Source organism: Pusillimonas sp. (assembly GCF_029263785.1).
GTDB lineage: Bacteria > Pseudomonadota > Gammaproteobacteria > Burkholderiales > Burkholderiaceae_B > Pusillimonas.
On record NZ_JAJUFE010000018.1, the window covers coordinates 13,313 to 34,793 of the forward strand.

The 21,481-nt window shown below is 58.4% G+C and carries 22 protein-coding genes; 12 read left to right on the forward strand and 10 right to left on the reverse strand.

Annotation, left to right across the window (positions count from 1 at the left end):
* Positions 1 to 79: 79 nt before the first annotated feature.
* Positions 80 to 967, reverse strand: coding sequence for an FAD-binding protein (locus tag Q1J88_RS06710; protein WP_301116823.1), 888 nt, complete (start codon positions 965 to 967; stop codon positions 80 to 82).
* 216 nt (positions 968 to 1,183) lie between these two features.
* Between Q1J88_RS06710 and Q1J88_RS06715 the strand changes: the two genes are divergently transcribed.
* Positions 1,184 to 2,356, forward strand: a complete 1,173-nt coding sequence (locus tag Q1J88_RS06715) for a pyridoxal phosphate-dependent aminotransferase (RefSeq protein ID WP_301116825.1) — start codon at positions 1,184 to 1,186, stop codon at positions 2,354 to 2,356.
* 34 nt (positions 2,357 to 2,390) lie between these two features.
* Here the strand turns inward: Q1J88_RS06715 and Q1J88_RS06720 are convergent, their stop codons facing one another.
* Complete coding sequence (locus tag Q1J88_RS06720) at positions 2,391 to 3,191, reverse strand: transglycosylase SLT domain-containing protein (RefSeq protein WP_301116853.1); 801 nt, start codon at positions 3,189 to 3,191, stop codon at positions 2,391 to 2,393.
* A 135-nt stretch (positions 3,192 to 3,326) separates the two neighbouring features.
* Here Q1J88_RS06720 and Q1J88_RS06725 point away from each other — a divergent pair, with 135 nt between their 5' ends.
* Positions 3,327 to 4,871, forward strand: coding sequence for a UbiD family decarboxylase (locus Q1J88_RS06725; RefSeq protein WP_301116827.1), 1,545 nt, complete (start codon positions 3,327 to 3,329; stop codon positions 4,869 to 4,871).
* Here Q1J88_RS06725 and Q1J88_RS06730 read toward each other — a convergent pair.
* From Q1J88_RS06730 to dacB, 6 genes are all read right to left on the reverse strand, one after another.
* The gene (locus Q1J88_RS06730; RefSeq protein WP_301116829.1) at positions 4,866 to 5,213 is read right to left on the reverse strand and encodes a hypothetical protein; all 348 of its coding nucleotides are present in this window, start codon (positions 5,211 to 5,213) and stop codon (positions 4,866 to 4,868) included. The genes Q1J88_RS06725 and Q1J88_RS06730 overlap by 6 nt on opposite strands.
* Complete coding sequence (locus Q1J88_RS06735; protein WP_301116830.1) at positions 5,206 to 5,613, reverse strand: phage holin family protein; 408 nt, start codon at positions 5,611 to 5,613, stop codon at positions 5,206 to 5,208. The genes Q1J88_RS06730 and Q1J88_RS06735 overlap by 8 nt, the downstream gene beginning before the upstream one ends.
* 69 nt (positions 5,614 to 5,682) lie before the next feature.
* Positions 5,683 to 5,997 (reverse strand): DUF883 family protein, encoded by a 315-nt coding sequence (locus Q1J88_RS06740; protein ID WP_301116831.1) that lies wholly within the window; start codon positions 5,995 to 5,997, stop codon positions 5,683 to 5,685.
* Between the two features lie 90 nt (positions 5,998 to 6,087).
* Positions 6,088 to 6,810, reverse strand: a complete 723-nt coding sequence (locus Q1J88_RS06745; protein ID WP_301116832.1) for a hypothetical protein — start codon at positions 6,808 to 6,810, stop codon at positions 6,088 to 6,090.
* A gap of 163 nt (positions 6,811 to 6,973) precedes the next feature.
* Positions 6,974 to 7,612, reverse strand: a complete 639-nt coding sequence (gene upp / locus Q1J88_RS06750) for a uracil phosphoribosyltransferase (protein WP_301116833.1) — start codon at positions 7,610 to 7,612, stop codon at positions 6,974 to 6,976.
* 43 nt (positions 7,613 to 7,655) lie between these two features.
* Entirely contained in the window at positions 7,656 to 9,083 is a 1,428-nt protein-coding gene (gene dacB, locus Q1J88_RS06755) for a D-alanyl-D-alanine carboxypeptidase/D-alanyl-D-alanine-endopeptidase (RefSeq protein WP_301116854.1), read from the reverse strand.
* A gap of 158 nt (positions 9,084 to 9,241) precedes the next feature.
* Between dacB and queA the strand changes: the two genes are divergently transcribed.
* The 10 genes from queA (at position 9,242) to Q1J88_RS06805 (ending at position 19,577) form a co-directional block, all read left to right on the forward strand.
* On the forward strand, positions 9,242 to 10,285 hold the full coding sequence (queA, locus tag Q1J88_RS06760; protein ID WP_301116834.1) for a tRNA preQ1(34) S-adenosylmethionine ribosyltransferase-isomerase QueA: 1,044 nt from the start codon (positions 9,242 to 9,244) through the stop codon (positions 10,283 to 10,285).
* Positions 10,282 to 11,418 (forward strand): tRNA guanosine(34) transglycosylase Tgt, encoded by a 1,137-nt coding sequence (gene tgt / locus Q1J88_RS06765; protein ID WP_301116836.1) that lies wholly within the window; start codon positions 10,282 to 10,284, stop codon positions 11,416 to 11,418. The genes queA and tgt overlap by 4 nt, the downstream gene beginning before the upstream one ends.
* Before the next feature lie 80 nt (positions 11,419 to 11,498).
* Positions 11,499 to 11,846 carry a preprotein translocase subunit YajC gene (yajC, locus tag Q1J88_RS06770; RefSeq protein ID WP_301116837.1) on the forward strand — a complete coding sequence of 116 codons (348 nt, stop codon included), beginning with the start codon at positions 11,499 to 11,501 and terminating at the stop codon, positions 11,844 to 11,846.
* Positions 11,847 to 11,932: 86 nt separating this feature from the next.
* Positions 11,933 to 13,801 carry a protein translocase subunit SecD gene (secD, locus tag Q1J88_RS06775; RefSeq protein ID WP_301116838.1) on the forward strand — a complete coding sequence of 623 codons (1,869 nt, stop codon included), beginning with the start codon at positions 11,933 to 11,935 and terminating at the stop codon, positions 13,799 to 13,801.
* Between the two features lie 56 nt (positions 13,802 to 13,857).
* Positions 13,858 to 14,793 carry a protein translocase subunit SecF gene (gene secF / locus Q1J88_RS06780; protein ID WP_301116839.1) on the forward strand — a complete coding sequence of 312 codons (936 nt, stop codon included), beginning with the start codon at positions 13,858 to 13,860 and terminating at the stop codon, positions 14,791 to 14,793.
* 208 nt (positions 14,794 to 15,001) lie between these two features.
* Positions 15,002 to 15,544, forward strand: coding sequence for a carboxymuconolactone decarboxylase family protein (locus Q1J88_RS06785; RefSeq protein WP_301116841.1), 543 nt, complete (start codon positions 15,002 to 15,004; stop codon positions 15,542 to 15,544).
* 18 nt (positions 15,545 to 15,562) lie between these two features.
* On the forward strand, positions 15,563 to 16,678 hold the full coding sequence (locus Q1J88_RS06790) for an acyl-CoA dehydrogenase family protein (RefSeq protein WP_301116842.1): 1,116 nt from the start codon (positions 15,563 to 15,565) through the stop codon (positions 16,676 to 16,678).
* Between the two features lie 29 nt (positions 16,679 to 16,707).
* Entirely contained in the window at positions 16,708 to 17,523 is an 816-nt protein-coding gene (locus Q1J88_RS06795) for an ABC transporter ATP-binding protein (protein ID WP_301116843.1), read from the forward strand.
* A 94-nt stretch (positions 17,524 to 17,617) separates the two neighbouring features.
* A complete protein-coding gene (locus tag Q1J88_RS06800; protein WP_301116855.1) occupies positions 17,618 to 18,751 on the forward strand; it encodes an ABC transporter substrate-binding protein in 1,134 nt (377 codons plus the stop codon).
* Positions 18,752 to 18,794: 43 nt separating this feature from the next.
* On the forward strand, positions 18,795 to 19,577 hold the full coding sequence (locus Q1J88_RS06805; RefSeq protein WP_301116844.1) for an ABC transporter permease: 783 nt from the start codon (positions 18,795 to 18,797) through the stop codon (positions 19,575 to 19,577).
* 185 nt (positions 19,578 to 19,762) lie between these two features.
* Here the strand turns inward: Q1J88_RS06805 and Q1J88_RS06810 are convergent, their stop codons facing one another.
* Together Q1J88_RS06810 and Q1J88_RS06815 are read right to left on the reverse strand one after the other, a co-directional pair.
* Complete coding sequence (locus tag Q1J88_RS06810; RefSeq protein ID WP_301116845.1) at positions 19,763 to 20,101, reverse strand: cytochrome c; 339 nt, start codon at positions 20,099 to 20,101, stop codon at positions 19,763 to 19,765.
* Entirely contained in the window at positions 20,101 to 21,333 is a 1,233-nt protein-coding gene (locus Q1J88_RS06815; RefSeq protein WP_301116846.1) for a sulfite oxidase, read from the reverse strand. The genes Q1J88_RS06810 and Q1J88_RS06815 overlap by 1 nt, the downstream gene beginning before the upstream one ends.
* Positions 21,334 to 21,481 lie beyond the last annotated feature (148 nt).

Genomic DNA, 21,481 nt, shown 5'->3' on the forward strand with positions numbered 1-21,481 from the left:
TGCGCCGTTGGTCATACGTTACAGGTGTACCTGCGGGCCTGCGGCGCTTTCTTACCTGTGGCGTTGACGGGGCGAAAGCTCAAAGGTCTTGGCCCGGATCGGGAAAGACGCGCTTGGGATCGAACAGGTTCTTGACGCTTGCATCAAGGGTAGACGCTTGTTTCCACCGCGTAAACACATCAACTGCCGAATCCGTGGAGGCTTCTGCCTGCGCCGCGTAGCCAGGCGGCGGACGACTGGTATACGCAGTCGCCCAATCTACTGATGGCAACGGCGGCCTGGCCTCAAGGATCAGCCATTGGATCCATCCAAGGTCGCCGCCATGCCCCAACATCAGATGCGACAGATTGACCTCGCCGCCGCCCCGGGGCGCCATCGCATCAAGCCGGTAACGCGCAGGCCACTTGTCGAGTGTCGCAAACCCTGCCGCGGGTTCGCCGGCCATCAAGGCGAAAAGTTGAGGTACCAGGGTCTGCAGGGTGAGGGTGCCGAGCGGCATGCGATTGCGGGCGCCGAAAGGACCGAGCACTCCCGAGCTTCCATCGGCCATCAACACGGACGCATGCAGCAAGCCTGTGCAATGCGACTCGCCAGGCCCCCACCCGCAAAGGCTGCGGTCTGCGACCCAGGCCGCGATTGTCAGGTAGCCGGGCTGATCGGCAAATTGTGTCAATCCGGCATCAACCAGGTCGGAAACCAGGGTTCCGGGCTGAACAAACCATTTATTGGGGTCGTCGGGCAGGGGCTGGCATCCTGCCAACGCGCCTCCGAGTTCGACCCAGAGTACGGATTTACCCATCAGGCTGTCTGCCTGGCCGACGCCGCTAAGCGCCAGGACCACGCCCAGTTCACGGCATAAGTTCAGGGCAAACTGGACATCTCCTGCGCCGGCAGGCGTGAGGCGGCCACTTCCATTGCCGTCATATTCCCCAAAATCCAGAAAATCGCCCTGCACACCTCGACGCATGCGCGCTGAAAATCGCTCCCAAGATGTCCGGGGCGTGCGACGACCCGTCAAAAACGCCCGTCTGGATGAAGATTCCATCGTTACTTCTGATGCCTGGTAAAGGGTAGGAAACTGCGGAAAGTATACCGGCCGCCCGAGGGCCGCTCAGACGCGATGCAAGGCGCACCATCGCCGGCAGCGCGGACTACAATCGGGGTTTTCTCGTCGAGCCATGCCATGACCCGTCTTGCCAAACGTACCGATCAGGTGATGCCATTTTACGCGGTGGAAGTCTTCAAACAGGCCAGCGTCCTGAACGCCCAGGGCCGGGACATCATCAGTCTGGGTATCGGCGAGCCCGACTTCACCGCACCTGCCCAGGTGGTTGAAACACTGAATCGGGCAGCTTCGGCGGGGCTCAGCGGTTACACCGCTCCGGCGGGCCTGCCGGCGCTGCGCGAAGCCATTGCGCATTACTATGGTGAGCACTTTGACGCACCGGTAGATCCTGGTCGGGTGGTGGTGACATCCGGAGCATCCGGCGCCCTTCTGCTGGCGGCCATGGCACTGATCAATCCAGGCGACGAAGTACTGCTGGCCGACCCGGCTTACCCTGCCAATCAGAACTTCATCATGGGCGCGGGCGGTGTTCCCCGGCTTATTCCCTCTACGGCAGAGCAACGCTTTCAGCTTTCTGCCCAGGATGTGCGTCAGCACTGGGGGCCCGCGACGCGCGGCGTGGTCATTGCATCCCCAAGCAATCCTACCGGAACGACAATCGGACGCGAGGCCTTGCAAGAGCTGATTTCAGAGGTAAGGTTGCGCCACGGCTTCATCATCATGGACGAGATTTACCTTGGTCTGTACTACGGTGATACGCCGCGCAGTGCCCTGAAGCTGGACGACGACATCGTCATCATCAACAGTTTTTCAAAGTACTTCCACATGACCGGCTGGCGTCTGGGTTGGCTGATTGCACCTGCGGCAATGATTCCCGCCATCGAGAAGCTGGCCGCCAGCCTGGCGATCTGTGCCCCTTCCCTGGCTCAACATGCCGCGGTCACCTGTTTCGAGCCCGAAGTCATGCGTATCTATGAACAGAGACGGCTCTCGTTCAAGCAACGGCGGGACTATCTCGTGCCCGAGCTCAAGCGCATCGGTCTGGACGTGCCCGTGATGCCTGACGGGGCGTTTTACGTCTATGCTGACATCACGAAATTCAGCCGCGACAGCGACGATTTCGTTCACCGGCTGTTACACGAAGGCGGTGTCGCAACGGTACCGGGTCGCGATTTCGGCCCCGCGCACGCCGCCCATTCCATCCGGCTTTCATATGCCACCGGCCTCGACCGCCTTGGCGAGGCTGTTCACAGAATGGAAGCCTTTCTGAATCGGGAAGCCCGCGCGTGATCCGGGCACATCGCGTCGCTACACATAAACGCAATCAGTGCCGCGGGGGTATTCCCGAAGCCAGGGACAGCCGGCGCCGTTCTGCCAGCACCTTGGCGCCATACCCTCCGTCGCTGGGCCCGGTAGCACCGACATAACAGGCGAGGCCTCCGGCAACAGACCCTCGCCGTTTGATGCAGTCATGCAGAATCTGACTGCCGACCCGAATGTTGGCGATGGGATTCAGCGCGGCATCCGGCCCCCCTTCAAACGACTCAAACTTGTCTTTGTGTACCCGGGTCATGACCTGCATCAGACCCTGCGCACCAACATGGCTTTCCGCAAAGGGGTTGTATCGCGACTCGATGGCGATCACCGCCAGGACAAGCAAGGGGTCAAGGTCTTTTTCTCGGGCCACTGCGTACACCGTGTGGATAAGGACCCCGGCAACATCATGAGCGATCCGGTATTTGCGCGCGATGTAGCTGCGCAAGGCCTGGCTCTGCACCTTGGTAACGCCTGGAATCGAAAACGCATCCAGCGCTCCCAGAGCCTCGACAAAGGTTTGGGGCGTGGCCGCTCCGTCGGGCGCCCCTGCCTCGGCCTCCGATGACAAGACCAGTTGTCCGCCCGATAAGCGATCGGCCAGGGTATAGGCTGCACCATCGTATGTACCGTTACCCGGCTTGAGACTGACAAGCAGCGCGGCGTGAATCTGCTGCGACTGATCACGCAGCGACGGAACGACAAAGCTGAGCGCCACGGTAACCAGTACTGCAATACCCAGATACACGGCCGCCGCGTGGGTCACTTCGGCAGCGCACCGTACCAGCGAGCGCACAGAACGATCCACCAGGCCATATGTTCTCGACGTAGTCATGAGCTGAAGACTGTCTCCGTCAGGGGCGGCAAATGCCGGCCCTCATAGCAATAAAATAGCGAACTCGATGTTAACCTTAGACGTCCATCAAAACCAATCAGCGAGAGTGACTTGAAATACCGCGACCTGCGAGACTTCATCGCCCAGTTGGAAAGCGCAGGCCAATTAAAGCGCATCGCTCATCCCGTTTCGACCGTGCTCGAAATGACCGAGATCAGTGATCGCGTTCTACGCGCCGAGGGGCCGGCGCTGCTGTTCGAAAATCCCGTACATGGCGGGCAAAAATCGACCATGCCGGTGCTGGCCAATCTTTTCGGTACCCCACAGCGTGTTGCCCAAGGCATGGGGGCTGACGACGTCGCGTCGCTACGCGATATTGGCGAGTTGCTGGCATCTTTGCGTGAACCCGAAGCCCCACGAGGGCTGCGCGATGCCTTCGCCAAAGTGTCAATGCTGAAATCCGCACTGTGGGACATGTCTCCCAAGCGCATCCGCAATCCGGTCTGCCAGGAAATCATCCTCGAAAGGGATGAAGTCGACCTGAACAATATCCCCTTGCAAACCTGCTGGCCCGAGGATGCCGCCCCGCTTCTGACCTGGGGGCTGGTGATCACCCGCGGGCCCAACGCCCGACGGCAGAACCTTGGGATATACCGACAACAGGTCATAGGCCGTAACAAGCTCATCATGCGCTGGCTGTCGCATCGAGGCGGAGCACTCGACTTTCGCGATCATGCACTGGCTCACCCCGGCACGGCATTTCCTATTGCCGTAGCGCTGGGAGCCGACCCCGCCACGACCCTGGGGGCCGTGACTCCCGTGCCTGACAGCCTGTCTGAATACCAGTTCGCCGGCCTGCTGCGCGGCTCGCGTACCGAAGTGGCCGATGCCCTGGGCAGCAACCTGACCGTCCCCGCATTTGCCGAAATCGTCCTCGAAGGCCACATTCTGCCGTCCGGGCATCCGGACGCCCGCACCCCGCAGGTGCCCGATGGTGTGCGCCCCCCGCCCTCCAATGGCTATGAAATGGCCCTTGAAGGTCCTTACGGCGACCACACAGGGTATTACAACGAGCAAGACTGGTTCCCTGTATTCACGGTCGAGCGCATCACCATGCGGCGCAACCCCATTTACCACAGCACGTACACAGGCAAACCGCCTGACGAACCGGCCGTACTCGGCGTTGCCCTGAATGAAGTCTTTGTACCGCTCTTGCGCCGTCAGTTGCCTGAAATTGTCGATTTCTACCTGCCTCCAGAAGGATGCAGCTATCGACTAGCCGTCATTTCGATCCGCAAACAGTACGCCGGTCATGCCAAACGGGTCATGTTCGGCCTGTGGAGTATTTTGCGGCAGTTCATGTACACCAAATTCATCATCGTCGTGGACGATGATGTCAATATCCGTGACTGGAAAGAGGTGGTGTGGGCCATGACGACACGCATGGATCCAGCCCGCGACACCCTGCTCGTCGAAAACACCCCTATCGATTACCTGGATTTCGCATCCCCGGTTTCTGGCCTGGGCGGCAAAATGGGCATGGACGCCACAAACAAATGGCCGGGCGAAACCGACCGCGAATGGGGGAGGCCTATTCAGATGGACGATACGGTCAAGGCGCGCGTCGACGCGATGTGGAGCGAACTGGGTTTATGAGCGCCGGTCGCCCATGCTTCGGGCGACTTGCCAACTAAGTAACAGGCCGGCACCCAGACGCAATAAACGATGACGCTTGCGTACACCCGAAAGCAGGGCGGATGCTGTCGAAACGATAAAGGGATAACGCCTCATGAGGCTCAAGCCCTGGAACAACCAGTCGGCAGGACGCTTGCGGCTTACCGAGCCAGGCAAGAGGGATCGCAGCAGCGCTGACGGCTTGAGATCTTGCCCCAGATGGCGGACGCTTGTGCCAAGGGTCTGACGCTCGAGCGCGGCGCGCGCCCGCAACAACTCGATTCGAACTTCGCGCAATTTGGCGGCCGAAGGTTTCTTAGCCATGGATCCCCTCTGTATCGTCAACGTTGTCGGGCTCACGCAGACGGTTGGCAAGCGCAATATCGCGCTTTAGTTCGTCGAGCGTGGCCGAAAATGGCGGAGGAGAGTCGACTACACCACGCCAAACCGCAATAAAAAGACCAGCACCAATTACAGCGTATATCAATGCCAGAACGCCCATGGCCAGATAACGCTCCTCGGTAGGCCAGAAATATAGGGTCACGGCCACCGAAAACACCAAAAGTGCCAGCGTCGCAAACAACAAGGCTCCAAACGCCATGCACAGCACCCGCAGCAGACGGGACTTTTCTTGGGTGGCCTCAAGCGTGAAAAGCTCGAGTCGCGTGCGGGCCATCGACAATACGGTGGTTACGATGTCACCGACAGAGTGTCTTAACGCCATAGCTCCCCTTGGTTGTATCTGGATGATCGGGGCAACCGGGGCCCCGATCGGGCCAGTGTTACAGGACGGTTAGCGGCGACTGATCAACATGCCCACCAGCAACCCGGTAAGGCCGGCGATACCGGCAGCCTGCCACGGATTGTCGTGGACGTAGTCGTCGGCGGCCCGAGCCGCCTGCCGCCCTTTGGCCAGAACGGCATCCTGAGCGTCATACAGGGCCAATCGGCTGCGACGCAAGGATTCCATGGCTTTCTCGCGCAACTCGGTCGCCTTTTCACCGGTGGCATCGGCTGCTTCGCGCAAAAGCTTTTCGGCGTCGTCCAGGCTTTCTTTTACGCTGTCAATAAACTGGTCTTCTTTTGCTTTAACATCGTTTCTTGCCATGATCAGGCTCCTTTTGGATGGGTGATTAACCGCTGTTTGCCACTTTGATGGTAGTGGATCAAACATACAAGCTTTTTGACGCGCGTCATATCATTTGAGTTCAGTCACCTCGACGGTTGAAGATACACCTTGCTGACGGCTTTCCTGCCGCATGACCATATTAAGGTCGGGGCAGAACCAGTCAACAACGGTAGACCGGATCTCGGGAATAGGCATGACCAGACCGCTGAACGACGCCTGCGTGGATTCAATAACCCGCGAATATTCAATAGGCCAACATTCTTGCTGCCCCGCTGCCGTGCTGATTTCAGTCTTGTTACCAACAGTTTTCGTGCCCGTGTGGACAACAACCGGTTTGGAATCTATGCCTTTGTGATCAACATTTATCTGGAATTTTCGTGCAGGAAAGGTTTGTCCGGCCCGGGTAATGGGCTCGCCGTAGGAAAACAGGCCAACCATTCGCAAATCGAACTTGCCTTCGACAGGTTCTCGGCCGCCGCTCGCAGCCTCGCGCTCGAAACTGGCGTTACCGCTTCGCAGGGTCATCCAATAATCGAGCGCAGATTTTCCGGGCGGCAAGCCTGCCAAACCAAATGTGGCGACTCCGGTGATTCGGACCTGACATTCGTCGGTCGAGGTCTTGCGTACTTCTGAAAACGCCAGGTTGGCGCCAAGGCGCAACGCACCTGTTCCATCCAGGCGCAACTTGCCCTGATCATGCATGAAAGGGGCGTCACATAGACTGGCCGACGCCTGGCCGGCGAAGCCGAAGGCCAGGAAAGCCAAGACCGGGATTGCTCGTGCCAGATGCATTCCATCACCCTCTGTTCGAACTGCGACACTTGCATCCTACATTCTTTGACCGGCTCGTGTAACAAATCAGCCGGAAAAAGGTTATCAATATCTTACAGGCGGGCGATCAGGTCAGCCAGTCATCCAGTCAGCGGATAAGCCCCTGGCACAGCTTTTGCGGACGCTAATCGTCTTTTTGCTTGGTACCAAAAATACGGTCACCGGCATCGCCCAAGCCGGGAATAATATAACCGTTCGCATTAAGGTGGCTATCGATGGACGCGGTAAATATCTGGACATCGGGATGTGCCGCCTCGACCGCGTTGATGCCTTCGGGCGCCGCCACCAGAACCAGGGCGCGAATGGTGCGACAACCCGCTTTCTTGAGCATGTCGATGGTGGCAACCATGGACCCGCCTGTTGCCAGCATGGGATCGACGATCAGTGCCAGGCGCTGATCCAGCGCACCCACGAGTCGTTCAAGATATGCGTGAGCTTGCAAGGTTTCTTCGTCACGCGCGATACCCACCGCACTGACCTTGGCACCTGGAATAAGTGTCAGTACCCCCTCGAGCATGCCAATCCCTGCCCGCAAGATCGGCACCACGGTCACCTTCTTGCCGGCAAGCTTTTCGACCTCTATCTGCCCACACCAGCCTTGCACCACGGTCGGTTCCAATGGCAGGTCCTTGGTGGCTTCATAGGTAAGCAACGCAGCAATTTCCTGAGACATCTCCCGAAAATTCTTGGTGCTCAGATCGGCTTTACGCATCAGCCCCAACTTGTGACGTATCAGCGGATGGCGAATTTCGTGTATGGACATGGTGGTTATCAACTAAAGAATGAGTGTTCCGGATTCGCGCGTATCAACGCGAGGCGAGCCAGCGAATCAGGGCGTCGTCAAACGGGCGAATGGCCGTCGCGCGTTCGCCGTTGGCGAGACTGACGACAATATAACGCTTGCCGCTGGCCCCAAGGACATAGCCGGCCAGGGCGCGAGCGTCGCGGAGGGTTCCGGTTTTGAGATGAGCCATGCCGCGAGCCTCGTCCTGACGCAGCCGCCGCCGCATCGTACCATCGACCCCAGCAATTGCCAGCGAGGACACAAATTCGGGCATGAGCGGCGAACGCCAGGCCGCATCCAGCATGCCGGCCAGTCCCCCGGCTGTCAGCCTTTCGGTCCTTGACAGGCCGGACCCGTTCTCGATCCGCCAGCCACGGGTATCCACACCCTGCTCATTCAGCACCGCCAATGCTGCCTGGGCCCCGTTTGCAGGTGTGGCAGGCCGGCCGATTTTTTCAGCCGCGAGCGTAAGCAGCAGCACCCGGGCCATGACATTGTTGCTCTGCTTATTGATCAAGCGAATCGTATCAGCGAGGGTTTCAGAATCGGCCCAGGCAATCAGTTCGCCATCGGCGGGAGCCTTGCCAGCGCGGATGCCCTTGGCCAATGTTCCCCCCAGTTCTCGCCACAAGTGCCTGAACATCCCTTCAAAATGATCCGGCTGAGGCCGCAACAGCCGATAGATGCTGAATTCGCCACAGGACCCCGCCGCCGTGCCGGCGACCTCGATCAAGGTTTCGCCGCCAACCTGACGGGCCTGAGCCGAGACGGACGGTGACCCTGGACACACAGCATCGCTATATGCAACCTCGCCGACCACGCGAACGCCGGGCAGTGGCGGATCGACAACGGGAACCCACTTTCGCCCCACCCTGTCGGGCATGAATATCAGGCGCGCAGCCCCAAGCCCAACCATCATGGCGTCAGGGCTGGCGTTGTAAGGGCGGTCTCCGGAAGCATCGAACTCGTTCGGGTCGATGGCGACCTGACCAAATATTGATCTGTCGACCACCACTTCTGTCAGGTTCTTGATGCCGCGCAAACGCAGTTCACGCAACAGGAACCAAAACTCCTCCTGGGTCATGAACGGGTCGCCGGAGGCCTTGATATAAAGCGGGCCGCGCAAACTTCCCTGCTGGTCGACGTGGTGCCCGCGCCCGGCCAACAGTTCGGTGCGCCAGCGGTACTCCGGCCCCAGGCCCGACAGGGCCGCCCAGGTCGTCACCATCTTCATGACTGAAGCCGGATTACGCGGCAGGTCGGGATTAATCTCGATCAGGCGAGGCCCGCCAATTTCCTGTACAACCAGGGAAACGTCGCCGTGTTGCAGCCGGGTTGATTTCCAGGCCTGCTGCAGTTCGGGGGGCAGCCCCTGAGCGATGGCCTGAGCACCCAGCAAAAGTACGCTGCAAGCCAGCAGCCAACCGGACACCCTGGATATCAATCGCATCACACCAAGAGAAAACACAGACACCCTCTTTTGATTTCGGCTGGACGAAAAGACTCCAGCATACCGAAACTGCAGCCCCGGCGGCTAGCGTTCCAGCGGCAAAATCCCGTCAAGGCTTAAAATGCCCTGTCAAACATCGCCAAACTCCAGATTGCCGCGTGAACCCTCCACTTCAACTGTCCCAATTCGACTACCACCTCCCCCCGGAACTGATTGCCCAGACTCCTGCCGCCACGCGACGCGGCAGTCGGCTGCTGCACCTTGATACGGGTTCCAGGCTGCATGATCGGTTTTTTACCGACTTGCCGTCCCTGCTTCGGCCCGACGATCTGCTTGTGCTCAACAACACGCAAGTCATCAAGGCCAGACTGCGGGGCCGGAAGGACAGCGGCGGCAAGGTCGAAATCCTGATCGAACGTATCACAGGGGCTTCCACCGCACTTGCCCACGTAAAGGCAAGCAAGTCTCCGAAAGCGGGTTCAGTCCTGCATCTGGCAGACGACGCCTTTGCGGTCACAGTCACGGGCAGGCATGAAGAGCTGTTCGAACTGGAGTTTCCCGAACGTGTGCTCGACCTGCTTGACAGTTACGGTGCCACGCCATTGCCACCCTATATTACGCATGACGCGCAAGAGCAGGATGAAGAGCGCTACCAAACCGTTTACGCACAATCACCCGGAGCGGTAGCGGCACCGACAGCGGGCCTTCACTTCGATGAAGCCATGCTCGATTCGCTAAAGGCAATGGATGTCAACCACGCCTTCGTCACCCTGCATGTGGGTGCCGGTACGTTTCAGCCCGTACGCGTCGAAGACCTGTCGCAACATCAGATGCACGCAGAGCGCTATGTTGTTCCGCGTTCCGTCCTGCAGGAAATTGAAACCACCCGCCGCAAGGGCGGGCGGGTCATCGCGGTTGGAACCACCAGCGTGCGCGCCCTGGAATCCGTGGCAGGCAATACCGACACACTGACCGACCCCCTCGAGGGCGATACTCGTCTTTTCATTAAGCCCGGCTACACCTTTCAGAATGTCGACGCCCTCATCACCAACTTTCACCTGCCAAAGTCGACGCTGTTGATGTTGGTATCGGCGCTGGCCGGCATGGAACCCATTCAACGGGCGTACGCGCATGCGGTACAGTCCCGCTATCGTTTTTTCAGTTATGGCGACGCCATGTTCATTGAGTCCCCCAAACCATGACCGGTCTGAAATTTGAACTTCTTGCTACCGAGGGTGCAGCGCGCCGCGGTCGGCTTACCTTGAATCACGGCGTGGTCGAGACACCCATCTTCATGCCTGTGGGCACCTACGGCAGCGTCAAGGCCATGCTGCCGCACGAGCTGGAAGAAATCGGTGCCCAGATTGTCCTGGGCAACACGTTTCATCTCTGGCTGCGTCCCGGCACCGGGGTCCTTGATAAACACGGCGGCCTGCACGGGTTCATGCAATGGAATAAACCCATACTTACCGATTCGGGCGGCTTCCAGGTGTTCAGCCTGGACGAATTGCGCAAGATCACAGAAGAAGGCGTGAAGTTCGCCTCTCCGATCGACGGCTCGCGCCTGTTCCTGACACCGGAAGAGTCGATGCGGATTCAGCGCTCGCTCAATTCGGATATTGTCATGGTGTTTGACGAGTGCACGCCCTACTCCATCGATGGCCGCCCAGCAACTGCCGAAGAGGCCGCCCGATCCATGCGCATGTCACTGCGCTGGGCCCGCCGTTCGCGCGAGGCCTTCGATTCGCTGCAAAATCCCAACGCCCTGTTCGGCATCGTCCAGGGTGGCATGTTCGAACAGTTGCGCGACGAATCACTGGCCGGACTGCTGGATATCGGTTTTCATGGCTATGCCATCGGTGGCTTGTCCGTAGGTGAACCCAAGGAAGACATGCTCAGGGTGTTGACCCATGTAGCACCCCGCCTGCCCGCCGGCGCCCCTCGCTACCTGATGGGCGTGGGCACTCCCGAAGATCTGGTGGAAGGCGTCAGTCGCGGTGTGGACATGTTCGACTGCGTGATGCCCACGCGTAACGCCCGCAACGGCTGGCTGTTCACGCGCTACGGAGACATCAAGATACGAAATGCGCGCTATCGCGACGATATTCGCCCGCTCGACCCCTCTTGTTCGTGCCACACCTGCTCGAACTTTTCTCGCTCATACCTGCATCATCTGCAGCGCGCCAATGAAATTACCGGGGCACGCCTGAATACATTGCACAATTTGCACTTCTACCTGAACCTCATGCAGGAAATGCGGCAGGCTATTGCGGAAGGCAACTTTGCGGGCTGGCGAAAACAATTCGCAGAAAACAGGGCACGCGGCATCGATTGACACCGGATATCGCTACAATAGAAGATTCGGTTTTTTTGAACCTTCCTTACAACTACTTATAGTAAAGCCAGGAGCCAGACATGCAGGCAGTCGATCTACTCAACCTCATTACCGCACAGGCCGCAGGCGGCGATGCCACCAGCGGACTGATGGGCATGCTGCCTATCATCCTGATGTTCGTCATCTTGTATTTTCTGATGATTCGTCCCCAGATGAAACGCCAGAAAGAACATCGCAACCTGGTTGCAGCGCTAGCCAAAGGCGACGAAGTCATCACATCTGGCGGCATGCTGGGCAAGGTCACCAAAGTCAGCGACAACTACATCACTCTCGAAGTGGCCGAACTTGCCGACAAACCGGTCGAAGTCGTCCTGCAGCGCAATTCGGTGTCAAACGTTCTGCCAAAGGGCACGATCAAGTCGCTGTAACCATCGCTCGGGGCTTCCCGCCCTGTTGCCCGAACACGGCTACCCGAGCCGTCCTGGGCGCCCTTCGTATCTCTTGTTGACCGACGATGAACCGCTACCCCCTCTGGAAATACCTCACCGTGCTGGCGGCCCTGATCATAGGGCTGCTTTATACGCTCCCCAACTTCTTCGGCGAGTCGCCGGCGGTACAGATCGCAGGGGCCAAAACCGCGGTCAAGATCGACAACTCCGTCCTGGTTCGGGCGCAGCAGGTGCTGGCAGACCGCGGCATCGAATCCACTGGCGCCTACTTCGAACAGAATGGGCCGGTGGGGGCAGTGCGAATCCGGTTTGCCACACCCGATATCCAACTGCAGGCCAAGGACGCACTCGAAAAAGCGTTCAACCCCAACCCGGAAGATCCTGATTACACCATTGCCCTGAACCTGTTGTCGTCGTCGCCCGACTGGCTCACGGCCATTGGAGCCCGCCCGATGTACCTGGGTCTGGATCTGCGAGGAGGTGTGCACTTCCTGCTAGAGGTCGATATGCAGGGCGCACTCACCGGACGCTACGACTCTCTGGCCAACGATGTACGCAGCACGCTGCGCGACGCACGCATCCCCGTAGCAGGCGTAGAGCGCAGCGACCATTCTGTAGTGGCCCGTTTCGACAACCAACAGGCCCGCGACGATGCCATTTCAGAGCTTCGTCGCACCATGCCCGACATGGTGTTCACCGGAAGCACAGCCGGCGACAGCTTCACCCTTAGCGGAACGCTTACCGAAACAGCCATATTGCAGGTGCAAAACCATGCCTTGCGCCAGAACATCGTCACCCTGCACAACCGGATCAACGAGCTGGGAGTCGCGGAGCCCGTCATCCAGCAGCAGGGGGGCGACCGCATCATCGTGCAGTTGCCCGGCGTTCAGGATGTCGCCAAGGCAAAAGAAATTCTGGGACGAACTGCCACGCTTGAAATTCGCATGGTCGACGATTCCCCCTCGGCCCAGGCTGCTCTGGCCAGCGGAAATGTTCCTTTCGGCCTCGAACGCTATACCGATGCCGACGGACGACCCCTGCTCTTGCGTCGCCAGGTCATCCTGACCGGCGAAAACCTGCAGGACGCCCAGCCGGGCCGCGATCAGCAAACCCAGCAACCTTCGGTCAACCTCACACTCGATGCCAAGGGCGCACGCATCTTCCGCGACGTCACCCGCGACAACATCGGCAAACGCATGGCCATTTTGCTGTTTGAGAACAACAAGGGCCAGGTGGTAACGGCTCCGGTAATCCGCAGCGAAATCCCCGGCGGTCAGGTGCAGATCAGCGGCAGCATGAATGCACAGGAAGCGGCCGATATCGCACTGCTTCTGCGAGCCGGTTCCCTGGCCGCGCCCATGAGCATCATCGAAGAGCGCACCATCGGACCAAGCCTGGGTGCCGACAACATCAAGATGGGCTTCAATTCGACGCTGTACGGGTTCCTGGCCATCGCCGTGTTTATCATCCTGTACTACCAGTTGTTCGGCTTGTTCTCGACGCTGGGGCTTGCCTTCAATGTACTTCTTCTGCTTGCCGTATTGTCGATGCTGCAGGCCACGCTCACCCTGCCGGGCATTGCAGCCATTGCCCTGACGCTGGGCATGGCCATCGACGCCAACGTGCTGATCAACGAACGAATACGCGAAGAGCTCCGGGCGGGCCTACCGCCGCAGCAGGCCATTTATCAGGGTTTCGAACGCGCGTGGGGCACCATTCTTGACTCCAACCTCACAACTCTCATCGTCGGTATTGCCCTGCTGGCTTTCGGGACAGGTCCGATACGTGGCTTCGCCGTCGTTCACTGCATCGGCATTCTTACCTCGATGTTCTCGTCAGTAGTAGGTGTGCGTGCCCTGGCCAACCTCTGGTATGGTCGCCGACGCAAGCTCCAAAGCATCTCCATCGGGCAGATCTGGAAACCCAACGACTAAGGCACTATGCCGGTGTGCCCTGCATACCGGCCTGCGATTAAAACAGGTAAGAGACCATGGAATTTTTCCGAATTCGCCGCACCATCCCGTTCATGCGCCACGCGCTGGTGCTGAACCTGATCAGCCTGATCACCTTTGCCCTGGCAGTTTTCTTCATTGCTACCCGCGGCTTCCATCTTTCGATCGAATTCACCGGTGGTACCGTCATGGAGGTGCATTATTCCCAGGGGGCCCAGATCGACAAGGTGCGCGAAGCTGTCGCGTCCCTGGGCTATAGCGACTTCCAGGTGCAAAATTTTGGCACCTCGCAAGACGTCATGATCCGCCTGCCGGTGCGCGAAGACCTCGGTTCTGCCGCTCAGAGCGAATCGGTGCTTGAAGCGCTCAAGGCTCAATCGCCGGATGTCGAGCTGCGCCGCGTGGAATTCGTTGGCCCGCAGGTTGGCCAGGAGCTCGTCACCAACGGACTGCTGGCGCTTCTGTTTGTAGTCGTCGGCATCATGATCTACCTGGGTTTGCGCTTTGAATGGAAGTTTGCAGTAGCAGGCGTTGTGGCCAACTTGCACGACGTGGTCATTATTCTTGGCTTTTTTGCCCTCTTCCAGTGGGAGTTCTCTCTGGCGGTGCTTGCTGGCGTGCTGGCAGTGCTCGGCTACTCGGTCAACGAATCGGTCGTCATCATGGACCGCATCCGTGAAAACTTTCGCAAGCAACGCACTTCTTCCGTTCAGGAAGTCATCAACAGCTCCATTACCCAGACCATTTCCCGCACGATCATCACCCACGGATCTACCCAGATGATGGTGCTGTCGATGTTCTTCTTTGGCGGCCCTACCCTGCACAACTTTTCGCTGGCGCTGACTATTGGTATCTGGTTCGGTATTTACTCTTCTGTATTCGTGGCGGCAGCCATTGCCATGTGGCTGGGTGTCAAACGCGAAGACCTTGTCAAGCCGGTCAAGAAAGAAGACCCTGCAGCCGAAATCATGTAACCTCGACACGCTTCGTGCATTTACCCGAAAAGGCCTCTTCATTGCGAAGAGGCCTTTTTTGTTGCACCGCCATATAGCCAAAAAGCATATCCAAATTTCCTTATATTCGTTCGATATCTTAGGGCTCACTTATAGAATGAATGGAAATAAAGAGCCGCATGCAAATCGGTTTGCTGCGGCAAATTTCCACTTTTCTTCAGACATACTAATGAGCCGACTGACCATTCAGACTATCGAAACTGCCGCCGACGAAGCCAAAGAGCGCCTGAGCAACGCCAAGAAGGCCAATGGCTTCTTGCCCAACTTGCTGGGCGTGCTTGCAAATGCACCAACGGCTTTGGAAACCTACCAGACTGTAGGTGCTATTAACGCTCGCACATCGCTTACGCCCGAAGAACGCGAAGTTGTGCAGATTACGGCCGCTCGTCGTAACGAATGCGGCTTCTGTGTGGCCGGCCATACCGCCCTGGCCCGCAAGAAACTGGCCATGCCCGAAGACATCATCGAAGGCTTGCGTGAAACCCGTGCCCTGAGCGACCCCAAGCTCAATGCATTGGCTGTCTTTACATTGGCTGTCATGGATAACCGCGGCCAGGTCAGCGACGACGACCTGAAGGCGTTCTTCGACGCCGGTTACAACCAGCAGGCGGCTCTGGAAGTCGTACTGGGCGTCAGTCTGGCCACGCTGTGCAACTACGCCAACAACCTGGCCAAGACCCCGATCAACCCTGAATTGCAGCCATTCGCCTAAATCTTCCAAGGAATAGCAGTGTCTCAAGCTCAAGCGGCCTTTTTGGCGCCCATCGTCCAACTGATAGAGTCCGAACTTGCACCGCAGGTGCAGGCCATCGATCAAGAGGGCAAGTACCCGGCCGATTTCATGCACAAGCTGGGTGCCTTGGGCGGCTTCAGCGCTGCACTTCCTGCTGAATACGGCAACAATCTCGGGCTGGCCGCGCAAGTTGCCGTCACGGCAGCCGTTGCAGAACAATGTGGCTCGACGGCATTTCTGGTCTGGTGCCAGTCCAGTTGCGCCTGGTACTTGCACAACTCAGACAATGCTGCCGTGCGAGATCGCTATCTGAAAGACGTAGCCCATGGCCGTTTGCTGGCCGGCACAGGCATGTCCAACACGGTCAAGCACCTTGCCGGCATCGAGAAGATCCAGCTACGCGCTCGTCGCGAAGGCGACACCTACGTCGTCAATGGCTCGCTTCCCTGGGTCTCGAACGTGGGCGACGGCCATCTGGCCATTGTCGCGGCAGCCGTCGAAGATGAAGGCTACATCATGTTTGCCGTGCCAAGCACGGCCTCGGGCTTCCAGTATCGGCCCTGCCTCGAATTTTCCGGACTCGAGGGCACACAAACCCTGACGCTGCGTTTCCAGAATGTAGTGGTGCCCGCGGAAGACGTTGTTGCGCACCCCGACCAGTTCACGGACTATATTCGCCGCATCAAGCCCGGCTTCGTCCTGGGTCAGATCGGCATGGGTATCGGCATCGTGCGTGCTTGCGCGGCCATTGCTCGCGACAGCAATGCCAGCGTCGGCCACGTCAACGTGTTTCTCGACGTCCAGGAATCCGACCTGACTGCCGAACTGGCAGGGATCGAGCAACAAATAACTGAGCTCGCACCTGTTGCCCAGGCCGGTGCTGCAGATATGCTGCCCATCCTGAAGGCACGGGCGGCAATCAGCGAACTCACCCTCAAGGCAGCCAATTCGGCGGTACTGCACGCCGGAGCCAAGGGCTACCTGATGATCCACCCGGCACAACGCCGCCTGCGTGAAGCCGTCTTTGTGGCCATTGTTACCCCCGCGCTCAAGCACCTGCGCAAGGAAATCCATGCCCTTGAAGCCCAAGGCTTGGAAACGGCAGCTGCGTGAGTCGATACGAATTCAAGGCATACGCAACCATGGCTATTTCGATCAAACAAGCCCCCACTGTACTTGAAGCGCAGTCCATCGAGCTGCAGTACCGCCGCAATAATGGTCTGCCCAACACCGTTCTGCGCAATTTCTCGCTCAAGGTCGCGCAAGGTGAAATCGTGGCGTTGCTTGGCCCCAGCGGAGTCGGAAAATCGTCGCTGCTACGCGTGCTGGCGGGTCTCCAGCAAGCTCAGAAAGGCACGGTTCACGTGCATGGCGAGCTGTTGCAAGGTGCCCATCCACGCCTGAGCTTTGTTTTCCAGGATGCCAGCCTGCTTCCCTGGCTGAATCTCGAAGAAAACGTCGGCTTTGGCCTTGATTTCAAGCATCAGCCACAGATCAGCAAGGCCGAGAAGAAAGCCCGCGTAGCTGCGGCCATTGCAGATGTCGACCTGAGCGATGCAACCGAGCGCTATCCGTCCGAGCTGTCCGGCGGTATGGCGCAACGTACGGCCCTGGCTCGCAGCCTGGCCCGTCAGCCCGAAATCCTCTTGCTCGATGAACCCTTCAGTGCACTGGACGAGATTACCCGTGGCGACATGCAGACCTTGCTGTTGCGTATCACTCAAAAGTACAAGACTGCGGCCGTCCTGGTCACTCACGATATCGACGAAGCCTTGACCGTCGCCGACCGTATCGTGCTCATTGGCGGAAAACCCGGCGAGCTGATCGGCCAATGGCAAATCCCCGGCGCGCACCCGCGAGACACCGTCGGCACCGACATCACTGCAATTCGCCTTCAGATCATGCAGTTGCTGCGCGACTCTCGCGGTACCGCAGAACCACAAAAACTTGCAGCCTAAGTCATCCATTCAGACCCTCGCCAGGAAACACACCGTGACTCATCCCGTTGACACCACCCTTGCCCGCCGCCGCCAGTTTCTCAAGCTATCCGGCATGTTTACGGCCGCCGGCGCCCTGCCCCTGCTGCAGATGCAGAATGTGGCACGCGCTGCCGAACCCGATGCCCCGCTGCGCATCGGTTACCTGCCCATTACTGACGCCACGCCCTTGCTGGTCGCCCACCACAACAACCTTTTCCAGGACCAGGGCCTGGAAGTTGAAAAGCCGCGCATGTTCCGCAGCTGGGCCCAGATTGTGGAAGCCTTCCTGGCCGGTCAGGTCAACGCCGTCCACCTGCTCTCACCCATGACGGTCTGGGCACGCTACGGCAGCAAGTCACCCTCCAAGGTCGTTGCCTGGAATCACATGTCGGGTTCGGGACTGACCGTACAGCACGAAGTGAACAGCCTCGAAGATCTGGGTGGCACGACCGTGGCGATCCCCTTCTGGTATTCCTTGCACAATGTGGTGCTGCAACATCTGCTGCGCAGCAAAGGCCTCGAATCCATCAGCGACGGCGAGCCTACCAAGAAGCAGGTGAAGCTGGTTGTCATGGCTCCCTCGGACATGGTGCCGGCCTTGGCCAACAAGCAGATTTCGGGCTACATCGTGGCCGAGCCGTTCAATGCGTCTGCTGAAGTGCTCAAGATCGGCAAGATCCTGCGCTTCACCGGCGATGTATGGAAAGATCACGCATGCTGCGTGGTGTTGATGCATGAGCAAGACCTGCAGGAACGGCCCGAGTGGACCCAGAAAGTCGTGAACGCGCTGGTTCAGGCACAGGCCTGGATTCAGGACAACCGCGAACAGACGGCGCGCATCCTGTCGAAGGACAACGCGCAGCGCTACACCCCGCACTCGTACGAAGCACTTGCCCAGGTTCTGCAGCCCGAACTGCTCAACACACAGCTTTACGAGTCCAACGGCGCAATCGTCAATACCGACTGGAAAGAGAAGCGTATCGACTTCCAACCGTATCCCTTCCCCAGCTATACCGAGGAACTGATCGTCAAGCTGAAGGAAACACTGGTATTGGGCCGGAACGAGTTCCTGGGCGAACTCGAACCGTCATTCGTCGCCAAGGACCTGGTCGATGACCGCTTCGTTCGCAAGGCCATTGAACAGATTGGTGGTCCTTCGAAGTTCGGGCTGACCTCCTTCGAGCGCGAAGAGACCATCACCACATGAGTTTGACGACGCATCCGTCGCGCCGTCCCGTTTGAACCCTGACATGATTCAAAGCTTGAAATCCCGCAACGCCGCAGCCTGGACCTACGGCATCGTTGGCTTGGCGGCCCTGGTGGCATTGTGGTGGCTGGGCGTATACCTGCTGCAAGGTGGCATACCCCTGGCCTCATCGCTTCGCCCAGGTCCGGCCTTTGCCAGTCTGTTCGACCTGCTCAGCCAAAACCACCTGACTTCCCACACCCTGGTCAGTCTGAAACGTGTGGCAGTAGGTCTGACACTGGCCTTGCTTCTTGGCGTCCCCATCGGGCTGGCCATCGGCTCGTCGCGACTGCTTGAAAAAAGCACAAGCAGCGCGTTTCAGTTCTTGCGCATGATTTCACCGCTATCGTGGATGCCGATCGCGGTGATGGTATTTGGCATTGGCGACGCACCCATTTATTTTCTGCTTACCTTTGCTGCTGTGTGGCCGATTATCCTGAACACCGCTGCAGGGGTAAAACAATTGAATCCCAAGTGGCTGCTGCTGGCCAAAAGCCTCAGCGCGACGCGAGCTGAAATATTGTTCCGGATTGTCATTCCAGGGATCCTGGGGCATATCCTGACGGGCGTGCGCTTGGCCATTGGAATCATCTGGATCATGCTGGTGCCGTGCGAGATGCTGGGTGTCAGCTCGGGGCTGGGCTATTTCATTCTCGATACACGCGATCGTCTGGCATATTCTGAACTGATGGCGGTCATCGTCCTGATCGGTGCGCTGGGTTTCTTGCTGGATATCCTGGCACAAAAGCTCTATCAGTACTGGACCCACAGTACATCGAACGATTAAAGATTCGCTTGTTCAAATCAACCCGATCGGGCGTCAAGGCCCACAGCGGGCCTTGCACCCGCAATGCTGCGCTCATGCCGAATTGACCGCACAAGTTGAACAATAAACAATCCAGGTTCAAACAAAAAGGGTGCCGGATCATTCCGACACCCTTTTTCGGGCCAATCAAACAAGAAAACCGGGTTTTATTTGCCGGCAACGTGGGACACGTAGCTTGCCACCGCGTTGATCTCGTCTTCATTCAACGATTGTGAGAAGTTCGGCATCACTCCGAGTCCTTCGTACATCGCCTTTTTTACCGCTGCAAAATCAGGCTTGATCTCGTCGAGGTCGGGCCCGATGGTTCCGGCGGAACCTGCGTCAGCGAGCGTGTGGCAGACCGCACAGGCGGGAGCTGCCTTGCTGATGAAAAGCTCCTTGCCTTGCTCCAGAACCGCCGGATCTGGCGATTCGGAAGCATGTGCGGAAATACCAGCGCCCGCCATGGACGCCGCAGCCAAAAGTACAAACAACTGCTTGCGCATTAAACCACCTTTACCTTGACCATGTGATCGCGCCAGCTGTTGTTGAGATAGCCGCGATTGTTTTCGACCCGGTTTTCCGGCTGGGTCTCACCGTCATCATTCGTGACGCGCGAAGCGAGCTCATACTCGCCGGGCTTGAGGTCAGCCACAAGCACAAAGTTACGCCATGCATACTTGCCCAGATCGGGACCGATAAACTCGGCCTCTTTCCAGTCTTTTCCGCCATTAAGCGAGACTTCGATCTTCTCGGCTTCGCTCATGCCGCCCATGGCCACCCCGCTGATGGCAACCTTTCCGGCCTTGACCGGCTGCTCGGGATCGGACGGGATGTTGATCCAGGATTTGGGCGGCATTCCCCAGACGGAATCATGCTCAGTCGTGCCTTTGACCCCAACAGGCGACATGCGATAGCTGTTTTGCTGGATGTTGGCAGGAGACTGCTCTTGCGTGAATGCCAGGCGCTTGATGTACTTGACGTTATTGACACCTGCGTAGCCGGGAATAATCATGCGCAACGGACCACCGTGTGCCAGGGGGAGCGGTACGCCGTTGATTTCCCAAGCCAGCAAGGCGTCTTCGATGGCGTCCAGAGGCACCGAACGCTCGACCATGATGGAGTTGGGATCCAGGCCGGCAGGAATCTCTTCGCCACCAGTGCCGGTCATGTACTTCATGCCGTCTGCCATGCCACCTGTTGCTTTCAGAACTTCCTTGACGGGAACGCCGGTGAAAACAACGCAGCCGGCGGCACCGACCGTCCATTGCGTACCGCTTGGGTCGTGAGGGAAGTAGGCGCGACCATTGCCGGAGCACTGCAGCACCATGGCCACCGATTCCACTCCCAGGTTTTTGAGTTCGGCAACGGTGAAGGTGCGCGGGTTCTTTACGCCTTCGATCTTGACCTGCCAGGCGTCGGGATCTTTGACAATGTCGCTGGAGGGGGGCGCGACGTTATTGCGGACAAACAGGCGGTCGAGTGGCGTAATGCCACTGGAGCCAAACGCTGTACGGCGCGTCTCGATGGTATTTGCGCTATGGACGATGAGGCTGTCAGCGTCCTTCCATTTTGCGTAGTCCGGCAAGGGTCTGGCGTCGGATACGGGTCCTGGATTGGATTGGGATTTGGGCTCGGTTGAGTCCGCAAAGGCCGGGGCGCCAAGGCCTGCCCATGCAACAGCTCCGCCCGCCGTCGCCAACAGCCTGCGACGGGTTTTGTTGGTTGTGTGTTCCATGTGAATCTCCTAGAGGTAAGCGACAGGACGACGTGTCGATATGCAACTTGCTCCACGCCGGGATGCCCTTGCAGCACCCTTATATACCGGGGTATATAGCCTATGGCTATTCGCTTAAGCTATATCAATATAGCATTTCTATAGGTTC